This window comes from Mycobacterium venezuelense (genome assembly GCF_054919535.1).
The window spans coordinates 232,653-244,668 of the sequence record NZ_JBONDW010000002.1 but is presented as its reverse complement, the minus strand read 5'-3'; the positions used below and the strand labels follow the sequence as shown (position 1 = coordinate 244,668).

Sequence of the window (12,016 nt, the reverse complement as noted above, 5' to 3'; positions counted from 1 at the left end):
CGCGTCAGGCGGACACGCGCAGGTGTTTGCGTTCCTCCAGTTCGTCGTCGTCGACGAAGGCGAGCATCGGCTTGCCGGGCGCGCACAGCATCGTGACGGTGAACCGGACCGGGATGTCACTGCGGTTGTTGCCGTCCTGATAGTGAATGGCGTCGCCACCGGGTTCCCAGAACGCTTCGCCTGCCTTCACCACGCGCGGCGGCTGGCCTTCGAGTTCGAACAGCATCTCGCCCTCCAGCACGTACCCGAATGCCGGCCCAGAATGGCGGTGCGGCGGGGTGCCGGGATCTCCCGGCGGAAACTCGACGACGATCGTCATCGCGTGCGCGCCCTCGGGGACATATGGCGGCTGGGCTTCCTGCACGACGGTGAGGGCCGATTGCCAGGCATCGCTCCACCAGTACTTTTTGGTCTCGGACATGATCTTTCCTCTCAGATTGCCGCCCCGCCGCCGTCGGCGTGCAGGGTCGAGCCGGTGATGAAGCTGGAGCGTGGCGAGCAGAAGAACAGCACGGCGTGCGCGATCTCCTCGGGTCGGGCGGTGCGGCCGAGCGGCAGCGCGCGACCGAGTTCCTCGTTCGTGTCCCCCCATTCCGCCTCGACGCCTTCGGTTTTGGTGGGCCCGGGCGCGACGCTGTTGACTCGAACGCCCTGCGAGCCGAATTCGGCCGCCCAGGTGCGGGTGAGGGATTCGACCGCGGCCTTGGAAGCGCTGTAGGTCGACGCACCGGGAACGCCTTTCGAGGCGACCATCGACGTGACGTTGACGATGCTGCCGGTCCCGCGCGTGAGCATGGCCGGCACGAGCGCTGCGACCAGGAAGTAGGTGCCGCGTACGTTGGTGTCGAATGTGCGCTCGAACGACTCGATGTCCTGATCGACCGTGAGTGCGCCGGGAAAGCTCGCGGCGTTGTTGACCACGATGTCGACGCCATCACATTGCCGGGCAAGAGATTTCACCGACTCGATGTCGGACAGGTCGGCTTGCACGAAGTTGACGTTGTCGCCGAGCTTGGCCGCGGCTGCTTCACCCCGCTCTGCGTCTCGGCCAGTGATGGTCACCGTTGCGCCCTCGCGGGCCAGCAATTCAGCACAGGCCAGGCCGATGCCGGCCGTTCCGCCGGTGACCAGTGCGCGATATCCGCTGAGTTCCATTGGTTCCTTTCATTTTTCCTCTTGTGATTTGACGAGAGAGTCGGATCACGCAGCGCATGCCGCCACGGGCGGCTGCACCATCTCGTGGTCGGACAGTGCCGCGCGCAGCCGTTCGCGCCCGCGCGAAATCCGGGACATCACCGTGCCCAGTGGGATTCCCATGAGCACCGCCGTCTCGGCGTAGGTGTAACCCTCGATGTCGGCGTAGTAGAGCACCATCTGGAATCCCTCGGGCAGGGTCTGCAGCGCTACGCGGATCTGGTGGTCGCCCAGCACATCCAGTGCCTCGTCCTCGGCCGACCGACCACCGGTGTCGGAGTGGATCGCACTGCTGGCGATGTCGCTGTCGGTGATCTCGTCGACGCAGAAGGTGTCCGGGCGGCGCTGCTTCATCCGGTAGGTGCTGATCCAGCGGTTGTGCAGAATCCGGAACAGCCATGCCCGCAGGTTGGTGCCCTGCCGGAACTTCCGGAACCCCACATAGGCGTTCATCAGGGCGTCCTGCACGAGGTCCTCGGCGTCGACGTCGCTGTGGGTCAGGCGCCGCGCGGTACGCAGCAAGACCGGTTGATACGGCATGGCTTCGCGTTCGAAGCGGGCCGCGAGCTCCGCCTCCGACTCGGCGTCTACCGCCGGCGCGATCTGTACTGATGTCATCGAATTCCCCGCTCTTGTCGTTATTTCGGTTATCGGACGGCCGCCGGGGCGGATTCGGTGAGCCGGCTGGCGAAGCCGGTGGTGAACACCGCCGCGTTGGGGCCGGGAACGAGTGATTGCTCGTCGGGCACCGCGCCGAAGTACCCGGCTTGTGGGTCGGCGATGACCCGGCGGGTGTCGCCATCTGCGCCGCTGCCTCCGATGACTACGACCTTCGTCATGATCCGATCTCCAAATTTGGTGGGTGTAGAAGCAACGCCATCTCAGATTCGTCCCAGGAGCCCCGGAGCGGACCCTTGAGAGTCCGTGGTCCGTGGTCCGTGGTCGACCACGGATACGGCAGCCCACGCTCGGCCCTCCTCATCGGTCGCTCACTGCCAGCGGGCGACCTCATGCGGGCCGCGGATCTCAGCACTCCCGCCAGATAGACAAGGCAGTGGGAGGATTTGTGACAGTGCGCTGCGTCACGTCGCTGGGCCATGGCGGTGCCTGCGGGTGTGCTTGACTTTCGCCATGGCTGACCCCGACCCGGCCGCCGCCGACCTCGCCGATGCCGCCGCGGTTTTCACCGGGGTCCGCCCCCAACTGTTCGGTGTCGCGTACCGGATGCTCGGAACCGTCACCGAAGCCGAAGACGTCGTTCAGGACGTTTGGCTGCGCTGGCAGGAGGCTGACCGTGCCGCGGTACGCGAGCCTGCGGCGTTTCTGGTGACCATTGCGACGCGGATCTGTATCAACGCGTTGCAGTCAGCCCGGGCCCGCCGCGAAACGTACATCGGCCCGTGGCTTCCCGAGCCGGTGGACACGAGTGCAGATCCGGCCGTGGGCGCCGAGCGAGCCGAAGCCCTTGAACTCGCGACCCTGATGCTCATGGAGAAACTGCCGCCGCCCGAACGGGCCGCCTACATCCTGCGGCAGGCCTTCGACTACCCGTACGACTCGATCGCCGAGGCGATCGACGTCTCGGAGGCATACGCCCGTCAGCTGGTCAGCCGTGCCCGCAAGCACCTGACGGCACGGCGCGCCACACCAGTCAGCGACGCCGAACGACAACGGTTGCTAAAGGCCTTCATCACCGCTGCGCAGACCGGTGATCTCACCGGCCTGCAGGAAGTGCTGGCCGCCGATGTCGTGAGCTACACCGATGGAAACGGTGCGCGCAACGCATCCCGCGTCCCGGTGGCCGGCCGCGAGACCGTGGCGAAGTTCGTCCGGGCGTTCGTGGACCGGTTCTGGGTGGACACGACGGTGCGGTGGGTCACGGCGAACGGACGGCCCTCGGCACTCGTGCTGCGCGACGGCTCGGTCGTGGCGTTCCTCACGATCGCCGCGTCGCCCGGCGTCATCGACGAGTTGCTCTGGGTGCTGAATCCGGACAAGTTGTCGCGGTTCGGGCAGACCGGGGGCTGAGCGCTACTCCACCAGCTTGCCGTGCGACGACACCTTGCGCATGAGTGCCGAAATATCTTGTGGGATATCGGGGATCGGTTCGTGGGCGAGCTTGCTCGGACCCGACCAGACCAGGTTGACCTGTAGGGACTCATCGATCTGCGGATAGTCCGAGCGATTGTGACAGCCCCGGGTTTCGCGACGTTCCAGTGCCGCCTCGAGCGTCGCCCGCGCGGCGAGGATCCCGGATTTGAGGTCGAATGCATGTGCCAGATCGTGGAAGCCGGCGATGTCGGGATGGACGGCCATATCGGTCAGCTGGCTCTCCACGTCGTCGAGCTTGCGTAAGCCGGTCCGCAACCCGATTTCGTCACGTACCACCCCGGCGTGCTCGGTCATGAGGTTGCGCACGGCGCGCTGAAGGTAACGCACGGTCTGCGACCCACGGCCGGACAAGGTTGCGTCGATCTCGTCGCGTGCCTTGGATATGGCTGCGGGACAACGCTGCTGCGCGGTCAGCCGAGTTGAGTACGCCGCTGCTGCCCGGCCGACGATCCGGCCGTAGACCAAGAGTTCGATGAGCGAGTTGCCGCCCAGCCGGTTGGCGCCGTGCAGACCGCTTGCCGCTTCGCCGATCGCATACAGACCCTCCACGTCGGTGCTGTGATCCTCGGCCCGCACCCAGACGCCGCCCATCGAATAATGCGCGGTCGGCGCGATCTCGATGGGGGTGGTGGTGATGTCGAGCAACTGCAGTTCCATGAGCGTCTGGTAGACGCGCGGCAGGCGATGCATGATTTGTGTGCGCGGCAGATGGGACACGTCGAGCCAGACGCCGCCGCGTGGGGTGCCGCGGCCCTCGCGGATCTCGGTGTAGGCGGCCAAGGCGACCCGGTCGCGCGTCGACAGTTCCATGCGGTCGGGGTCGTAGCGCTCCATGAAGCGCTCGCCGAGGTTGTTGCGAAGGATGCCGCCCTCACCGCGTGCGGCTTCCGAAACCAGCGTTCCGGCTGCGTCTTCCGGCTCCAGCAGGCCCGACGGGTGGAACTGGACGAGTTCGGGGTCACGGATGCGGCCGCCGGCCTCCAGCGCCAGCCGGAAGGAATCGCCGGTGTTCTCGTCGCGGCGCGACGATGTGTGCCGCCAGATGCGGGTGTGGCCGCCTGCGGCGAGGATCACCGCGTCGGCATGGATCGTGTACCGCGTGCCGTCACGCAAGTCGAAGCCGTAGGCGCCGAATACGACGTTGTCGCGAACGAGGAGTCGGGTGATGTAGACCGAATCGAGTATCGGCACGGCGAGTTGCTGTGCCCGGTCGACCAGCGTGCGCTGCAGTTCCAGGCCCGTGTAGTCACCGGCGAACGCGGTGCGGCGGAACGTGTGGGCGCCGAAGAAGCGTTGGGAGATCCGGCCGTCCTGTTCGCGCGCGAAGGCCATGCCCCAGCGTTCCAGATCCGCGATCGACTCCGCGGCATGCTCGGTCACGGTCTGCACCGTCACGGGGTCGGCGAGCAGACAGCTCTCCGTGATGGTGTCCGCGGCGTGCTGCTGCCAGCTGTCCTCGGGGTCGACCGTGGCCAGCGCGGCGTTGATGCCGCCTGCCGCCAGGGTGGTGTGCGCGTCGGCTTTGGGCCGCTTACCGACGGCGAGCACATCGATTCCCCGCTCGGCCAGTTCAATCGATGCTCGCAGCCCGGACCCGCCGGTCCCGATGACGAGCACGGAGGTGGATATCTGCTGCCCAGAATCGTTCACACTCGGTCGAACGCCGGGTGCGCCGCCGATACATCCGGATGAATTCCCGCGAGCCGATCCGTTCTCGCATGTGAGAGCTCGGCGCAGGCCGCTCCATCCCATCGAAGGAAGGTTCATCATGCGAATTGTCGTCATCGGAGGTACCGGCCTGGTGGGCTCACAGGTGGTGCATGGGCTGACCGAGCACGGCCATGAGACTGCCGTCGCGGCACCGCAGACGGGCGTCAACACCCTCACCGGCGAGGGCCTTGCCGAGGTCCTGACGGGCGCCGACGTCGTCGTCGATGTGTCCAATTCCCCGTCGTTCGCCGACGATGCGGTGATGGAGTTCTTCCGGACGTCGACCACGAACGTGCTCGCGGCCGAGGCCAAGGCCGGGGTGGGCCACCATGTCGCACTGTCGGTGGTGGGCACCGACCGGTTGGCCGAGGAGAGCGGCTACTTCAAAGCAAAACTGGTGCAGGAGAGCCTTATTCGGGAGTCGACGATTCCGTATTCGATTGTGCGCGCGACGCAGTTCTTCGAGTTCGTCAAGAGCATCGCCGCGTCGGCAACAGACGGCGATACCGTGCGGCTGTCCCCGGCGCTGATCCAGCCCATGGCATCGGCCGACGTCGCCGAAGCCGTCGCGATCGCCGCGGTCGGAACGCCGACCAACGGCATCACCGAAGTCGGCGGCCCGCAGCAGTACGGGCTCGACGAACTGATCCGCACTGGGCTGGGCCTGCAGGGCGATCCCCGCACGGTCGTCGCCGACCCGGCCGCGCGGTACTGGGGCGCCGAGTTGTCCGAGCGCATGCTGGTGCCGGGCGACGGCGCGATCCTGTTCGACACCCGCTTCGAGGACTGGATCGGCGACGCGGTGCCCACCGCCTGACCGACGTCACCGCGAGGACTCTCGCGACCGGTGCCGGGGTACCGATTAAGGTCGGCGCATGGATGTACGCGTCGTCGATCACCCCTTGGCTGCCGCGCGGCTGACCACCCTGCGGGACGAACGCACCGACAACGCGGCGTTTCGCGCGGCGCTGCGGGATCTGACCCTCATGCTGGTGTACGAGGCCACTCGTGATGCCGCGTGTGAGCAGATCCCGGTGCGTACGCCGCTCGTGGAGACCACAGGCTCCCGGCTGGCCAATCCGCCGTTGCTGGTGCCGGTGCTGCGGGCGGGGTTGGGAATGGTCGATCAGGCGCACGCGCTCATACCCGAGGCGCAGGTGGGTTTCGTGGGCGTCGCCCGTAATGAGGAGACGCACCAGCCCACACCGTATTTGGCCTCGCTACCCGACGATCTGAGCAGCCGGTCGGTGTTCGTCCTCGACCCGATGCTGGCCACCGGCGGGTCCATGGCACACACGATCGGCCTGCTGCGCGAACGCAATGCCGTCGACATCACCGCGGTGTGTGTGGTCTGCGCGCCCGAAGGCATTGCCGCGCTTGAGGCCGTCGCGCCCGACATGCGACTGATCACCGCGACCGTCGACGAGGGGCTCAACGAGGTCGCCTACATCGTGCCGGGTCTCGGTGATGCGGGGGATCGCCAGTTCGGGCCTCGCTGACGGGCGGCGAGATACGGTCGCGACAGGATGAGCGCGACGGCCGTCGCGACCACCAGCACGTAAACCGGCAGCAGGTGGATGAAGCTCGTGTAGCCGATCGCGTAATGCACGGCAAGCGCCGGCACCGTGCCCGCGATGAACCCGGCCAGCAAGGTCCACCACACCCAGCGCTCCCCGCGGCGAAATCCCCACATGGCGATGAGCGCCACGGCCACCCCCGAACCGATCAGTGCGCCGCCGAACCCCGCGCGGTCGTGGGCGATGAACGGCACGAGCTGAGGATCGGCGCCGCGCAGCGCGTCCCCGTGGGTGTGCATGTACTGCAGATCGGTGGGCACGAACACGTCGCTGAGCCCCACCAGTGAGATGACGAGCCCGGCGACGGCCAGCCCGCCGCCGAGGCCGATGACGATCAGTTGCGCCAACAGCGCGCGGCGGCGCTCCGATTCCGGCCCGTCCGGCGAAGACTTCCACCGCGGCGGGTGCGGCTTGTTCCACACTGCGGCCAACAGCATCGGGAACAACACGATCACCACCACGGTGTGCAGGGGGTCGACGAATCCGGTTCCGACGAAATAGAACAGCGTGAGAAAGGCGATGAGGCCGGAGATCAGCATGACGTTGCGGGCCCACACCCGACCGCACCGCAGGCCGCCCAACGACAATCCGACATACAGCGCGCCGAGGCCGATCATGTTGCCCGCCATACTGATCCGGTCGTGGCGGATGAAATGGACGAGGTTGTCGTTGATCCGGCGCAGATCCTCGATGCCGAGACCGAGGTAGTCACGGTCGTAGCCGAGCAGCACGGGGCCGACCGCGATGATGCCGGCGCCGACGCCCGCGACGGTCAACCCGATCCCGGTCAGCATGCCCCATACCCACGACGGCCAGCGCAGCGGATTCGGCCCGATGCTGCGCAGGGTCGGTGGCTCCGCAGTTGGAATCGACGCCTCGATGACGCGGTTGAACCAGCCCGGCCCGCTGTCGAGCAGCACCGACGGCCGCGCCAGGACGGTCACCGGCTCGGCCAGGGCCGCAACGGCCGTGGCGATGTCAGGGTCGTTGAGGTAGCGGCGGTGCGGCGGCACGTCGACCATCACCTCGTCGACGTACGGCGCGACGAGGTCGGCGACGTCGGAAGATTCCGCGTGGGCGACGACGTGACAGCGCCGCCCGGTCGCGGCGTCGCGCACGGTGTGGACATCGGCCGCCGTGACGGGCGAGATCTCGACGATGCTCGCACCCTGTACCGGCAGTACGAGAATCGCGTCCCGCGCAACGGAGGGCGGGACAACCGCGCCGAAGCGGCCCAGCCACCCGTCCGGTATCCGCGGGTGATCGAACACCCGTGGGATCCAGCGATCTCCGCCGGCGGCGACCAAAGTGGCAAGGAAGTGCAGGGCCCACCGTTGGGTGCGCCGTTCGCCGAGCACCGCAGCCGCGACCGGGCGCAACGGCTGGTATGTCCAGTCGGGCATCGAGGGTCTCGGCTACCAGCGGTTTGCGGAGTCGGCCAGTTCCGCGCTCAGCTTGTGTGCCCGTTCCCTGGTGGTCGCCAGGTCCTCGGTGGGCGCACACCGAACTTCGATGTAAGACTTGAGTTTCGGTTCGGTTCCCGACGGGCGGACCACCACACGGATGCTGGTGCCGGACTCCTCGCCCGTGAAAATCAGGGCGTCCGTGCGCTGTTGGCCGCGCCGGTTGAGCAGATCTTCTACGGTGACGGCGAATCCGGCGAGTTCGGCCGGCAGATCGGAACGCAGTCGCATCATCGCCGCTTCGGCGTCGTCATCGGGATCGTCGAGGTGACGAGTGACCGCATCGGTGACATGCACACCGTGGACACGGGCGAGGTCGTCGAGTGCGTCGAGCACGGTGCGGCCCTGATCGCCCAGCGCCGCGACCAGATCGCACGCCAGGATCGCGGCGGTGATTCCGTCCTTGTCCCGGACAGCGGCCGGATCCACGCAATGTCCGATGGCTTCCTCGTAGGCGTAGATCAGAGTGCTACCCGGTGAGCCTGCGCGCGCCAACCATTTGAAGCCCGTGAGGGTTTCGGCGTGATGAGCCCCGTGTGCGGCGGCGATGGCGGCGAGCATACGCGACGATACGACGGTGCTGGCCACCACGGTGGCCTCGCTGACCGGCCCTGGCTCCACCTGCGACAGAATGTAATCGCCCAGTAACCAACCTGTTTCGTCGCCGGACAGCATGCGCCAGCCGTCGGGCGTCGGCACTCCGACTGCGCACCGGTCGGCGTCCGGGTCGAGTGCGATCGCGATGTCGGCCGAAACGTCGGCGGCCAGGCTCAGCAGCTCGTCGACAGCACCCGGCTCCTCCGGATTCGGGAAGGTCACCGTGGGGAAGTCCGGGTCTGGGTTGAACTGGGACTCGACCATGTACACGTCGTCGAGGCCCGCCAACGCCATTGCGTCCAAGATGAACTCGCCACCGACACCGTGCAGCGGTGTGACGGCCACCCGCACCGAGCCGGGGGCGCGGCGCACCCGCGCCGCCCGCTCGAGATAGGACTTGATCTGAGCCAGGCCACCTGTTCGTACCGGGACCCGGCGGATCTCGTCGGCATGCGGCGCGCGGCTTACGGCGTCTTCGATCTCCCGGTCGGTGGGGGAGATGATCTGCATGCCGCCGTCGAAGAACACCTTGTACCCGTTGTCGGACGCGGGATTGTGCGATGCCGTGATCTGGATGCCTGCCGCGGCCGGCATATGGCGCACCGCGAACGCGACGACGGGCGTCGGGACGGCCGCCAGCATCAGCAGCACCTCGAACCCTTCGGCGGCAAGGACTTCGGCGGCAGCCAGGGCGAACTCGTCGGACTGGTGGCGCGCATCGCGGCCCACGACCACCTGCGAGCCGCCCAGGCACCTGTCCTTGAGCACCTGCGCCACGGCCCACGTGGTGCGCAGCACCACGGCGAGGTTCATCCCATCGGGCCCGCCGTGCATCGGTCCGCGGAGTCCCGCGGTGCCGAATGTCAGAGGATGGCTGAACCTTCGGTCGAGTTCATCGGGACTGCAGGCCCGCAATTCTGCTGCGGTCCGCGGGTCGGGGTCGTGGGCGATCCAGTCGTGAGCTGCTGTCGCGATCGACGTCATGAGGCAAGTGTGCCCCCAGCAGCCTCCGAGTAAGCAAGCTTGCGCAGCACCGGCGCGACGAGCATGAGCAGATCGAACTCCAGATCGGTGAGGTTGTCGCGCATCGTCGCGTGCAGCCACGCGTCGCGTTCGGCGCGGTCTGCCTGTAACAGCGCGGTGCCTCCGGCGGTGATGTCGATGAGTTGACGACGACGGTCGTTGTCGTCGGGACGCCGAGCGATCAGGCCCCGGCCGAGCAGTTCGTTGATGCTGTCGGTCAGCGATTGCACCCGGACGTGTAGGCGCGCCGCGAGCTCGGCCGGGGTGGTCGTGCCGGTCCGGCTGACCTCGCCCAGAAGTTCCAGCTGGCTCAGCGTCAGGCCGTGGTCGGGCCGGTGCCGCCGCATCTGCCGCGTCACCGCCATCATCGACTCCCGCAGCTCCGTGGCTGACGTTGCGATCATTACCAAGTTATACCTTGGTAACTACGTCGCTGTCACGGGTATCTAGCGAGGCAGAAGTGGCTGATTGTCAAGTTTGTGCTTACAATGTGGGGGACTGGAGGTTGAATGCGACGGATCCTGCGGTGGGTTCTCCTTGTGGTGGTGACAAGCGCCGTCACGGTTCCGCTCACCCTCGTCGGGGTCCCTTCGGCTGCCTTGTTCGCCGCGCTGGCGGTCGGTGTTGCCCTGGCGCTGGCGTCACTCGCGCCCGACCGGGTGCCGCGCCGGGCCGGCGTGGTGGCCCAGGGTGTGCTCGGCGTCTACATCGGCACCATGGTTCATCAGGACGCCGTCGACGCCCTGCACTCCGACTGGTTGATCGTGCTCGTGATCGCGGTGGCCACGTTGCTGCTCAGCGTGGTGGCGGGGGCGCTGCTCGGTCTGCATCGCGATGTTTCGCCGCTCACGGGATCACTGGCGCTGGTGGCCGGCGGCGCGTCGGGGTTGGTGGCCATCGCCCGCGAACTCGGCGGCGACGACCGCGTCGTCTCCGTCGTGCAATATCTCCGGGTCGCGCTTGTCACCGCAACCATCCCGCTGGTCGTGACCTTGGTGTTTCATGCCGACCGCTCCCATCCGGCCCCGATGGCGCCCCAAACCGAATCCGCGCCTTGGTATTTCAGCCTGGCCATGATCGCCGTGCTGGTCGCCGTCGGCGCGGTGGGCGGCAAGTTGATCCGGTTGCCCGGCGCCGGGCTGCTCGGACCGCTTGCGCTGACCGTTGTGCTGCAGTTGACCGGCCTCTCGTTCGGGCTGACCGTGCCGACGGTGCTGGTGCAGGCCGCCTACATGGTGATCGGCTGGCAGGCCGGGGTGGCCTTCACGCGTGAATCGCTGCGGGCCATCGGCCGCATCCTGCCGCTTGCCCTGGCTCTCATCGTGGTGCTCGGCGTGGCCACCGCCGGCCTCGGTGTGGTGCTGGCGAACGTCACCGGGGTGACGCAACTGGAGGGATATCTCGCCACCAGCCCCGGCGGTGTGTACGCGGTGCTGGCCACGGCGGTGGAAACCGGGTCGAACGTCACGTTCATCATCGCCGCCCAGGTGCTGCGGGTGCTGCTGATGCTGTTCGCGGCGCCGCTGATGGCCAGGGGCGTGGCCCGCCTCAGCCGTCGTCAAGTCGTCGACGAGCCGGTCGCGGTCGCCACCCGGCCGTAGATGATCGGTTGGGCCGCAACGCTGTTCGCCTTGAAGTTGGCGAGCACGAATGTGCGGAACGTGCGGGCGAACAGCAGGCTCGGCAGAAAATCGCGCAGCGCGGGCCAGCTCGCGTGGTTCACCACGCTGTAGTCGTTCTTCTCGCCGGGCAGTGGGCGCAGCAGGGTCGAGTCGGCCAATGCGGTGTGGCGCTGGAACCAGCCCGCGGTGTACTCCCACACGTCGTACACGGTTTCGGCGTCGTCGCAGTGGAAGAAATTGAACAGAAACCAGCGGTCGCTGCTGTGGTCGACATCGGCGATGCGGGCGGCGTTGCCTGCCGCGACCTGATACGTATGCCGTGCGCACTGCTGGATCGCGGCCACCATGGCGCGGTAGGCCTCGTCGTCGCGGACCGCGTCGGCGGCGTCCGGGGAGGCCGTGCGCACAAGGACCACGACGTCGTAGCGGGCCGGCTGCACACCTGCGCGCCGCAACAACTCCGAACCCTCGCCAGGCGGTCGCAATGTCCCTCGGAACACAACGGTTTCGACGACGTCGTCGCGCTGGGCGAGCTTGTCGGCCGATGCGGCGAGCCGCGCGATCAGCTGGTGCCGTGCTCGCGACGGCACGGCGATCGGGCCGGCCCAGCGACCGACCTCGGCCGCGATGACCAGAAATCCGTTGGGCGTGGGTTCCGTCAGGCGCGCCGTGACGGCGAGGTGATCGTTCACGAGTTCCATGAGTTTCTTCTTCCTCG

Annotated in this window: 13 protein-coding genes; 4 read left to right on the top strand and 9 right to left on the bottom strand. The window is 67.4% G+C overall.

The features are described 5' to 3' along the window. Positions 1-4: 4 nt before the first annotated feature. From ACRCUN_RS03895 to ACRCUN_RS03880, 4 genes are read right to left on the bottom strand one after another with little or no spacing between them, the layout of a single operon-like run. On the bottom strand, positions 5-421 hold the full coding sequence (locus tag ACRCUN_RS03895; protein ID WP_462140347.1) for a cupin domain-containing protein: 417 nt from the start codon (positions 419-421) through the stop codon (positions 5-7). Positions 422-432: 11 nt separating this feature from the next. Then, a complete protein-coding gene (locus ACRCUN_RS03890) occupies positions 433-1,155 on the bottom strand; it encodes an SDR family NAD(P)-dependent oxidoreductase (RefSeq protein WP_462140346.1) in 723 nt (240 codons plus the stop codon). 45 nt (positions 1,156-1,200) lie between these two features. Next, the gene (locus ACRCUN_RS03885) at positions 1,201-1,812 is read right to left on the bottom strand and encodes a sigma-70 family RNA polymerase sigma factor (protein WP_462140345.1); all 612 of its coding nucleotides are present in this window, start codon (positions 1,810-1,812) and stop codon (positions 1,201-1,203) included. Positions 1,813-1,841: 29 nt separating this feature from the next. Next, on the bottom strand, positions 1,842-2,033 hold the full coding sequence (locus ACRCUN_RS03880) for a hypothetical protein (protein ID WP_462140344.1): 192 nt from the start codon (positions 2,031-2,033) through the stop codon (positions 1,842-1,844). Positions 2,034-2,325: 292 nt separating this feature from the next. On the opposite strand from ACRCUN_RS03880, the gene ACRCUN_RS03875 reads away from it, so the two are divergent. Beyond that, complete coding sequence (locus ACRCUN_RS03875; RefSeq protein ID WP_462140343.1) at positions 2,326-3,222, top strand: RNA polymerase sigma-70 factor; 897 nt, start codon at positions 2,326-2,328, stop codon at positions 3,220-3,222. Positions 3,223-3,225: 3 nt separating this feature from the next. On the opposite strand, the gene ACRCUN_RS03870 is transcribed toward ACRCUN_RS03875, so the two are convergent. Then, complete coding sequence (locus ACRCUN_RS03870) at positions 3,226-4,956, bottom strand: L-aspartate oxidase (RefSeq protein WP_462140342.1); 1,731 nt, start codon at positions 4,954-4,956, stop codon at positions 3,226-3,228. A gap of 118 nt (positions 4,957-5,074) precedes the next feature. Between ACRCUN_RS03870 and ACRCUN_RS03865 the strand changes: the two genes are divergently transcribed. Then, on the top strand, positions 5,075-5,833 hold the full coding sequence (locus tag ACRCUN_RS03865) for an SDR family oxidoreductase (RefSeq protein ID WP_462140341.1): 759 nt from the start codon (positions 5,075-5,077) through the stop codon (positions 5,831-5,833). Between the two features lie 58 nt (positions 5,834-5,891). Beyond that, positions 5,892-6,515, top strand: a complete 624-nt coding sequence (gene upp / locus ACRCUN_RS03860; protein WP_462140340.1) for a uracil phosphoribosyltransferase — start codon at positions 5,892-5,894, stop codon at positions 6,513-6,515. Here the strand turns inward: upp and ACRCUN_RS03855 are convergent. The 3 genes from ACRCUN_RS03855 to ACRCUN_RS03845 are packed head-to-tail and all read right to left on the bottom strand — an operon-like array spanning position 6,461 to position 10,080. Beyond that, positions 6,461-7,996, bottom strand: a complete 1,536-nt coding sequence (locus ACRCUN_RS03855) for a hypothetical protein (RefSeq protein ID WP_462140339.1) — start codon at positions 7,994-7,996, stop codon at positions 6,461-6,463. The genes upp and ACRCUN_RS03855 overlap by 55 nt on opposite strands. 12 nt (positions 7,997-8,008) lie before the next feature. Next, complete coding sequence (locus ACRCUN_RS03850) at positions 8,009-9,637, bottom strand: phospho-sugar mutase (protein WP_462140338.1); 1,629 nt, start codon at positions 9,635-9,637, stop codon at positions 8,009-8,011. After that, complete coding sequence (locus ACRCUN_RS03845; protein ID WP_462140337.1) at positions 9,634-10,080, bottom strand: MarR family winged helix-turn-helix transcriptional regulator; 447 nt, start codon at positions 10,078-10,080, stop codon at positions 9,634-9,636. Before ACRCUN_RS03845 ends, ACRCUN_RS03850 begins: the two co-directional genes overlap by 4 nt. A 105-nt stretch (positions 10,081-10,185) precedes the next feature. Here ACRCUN_RS03845 and ACRCUN_RS03840 point away from each other — a divergent pair, with 105 nt between their 5' ends. After that, positions 10,186-11,277, top strand: coding sequence for an AbrB family protein (locus ACRCUN_RS03840; RefSeq protein WP_462140336.1), 1,092 nt, complete (start codon positions 10,186-10,188; stop codon positions 11,275-11,277). Here ACRCUN_RS03840 and ACRCUN_RS03835 read toward each other — a convergent pair. Then, a complete protein-coding gene (locus ACRCUN_RS03835) occupies positions 11,235-11,999 on the bottom strand; it encodes a tRNA lysidine(34) synthetase (protein ID WP_462140335.1) in 765 nt (254 codons plus the stop codon). The two genes, ACRCUN_RS03840 and ACRCUN_RS03835, sit on opposite strands and share 43 nt — an antisense overlap. Between the last annotated feature and the right edge of the window lie 17 nt (positions 12,000-12,016).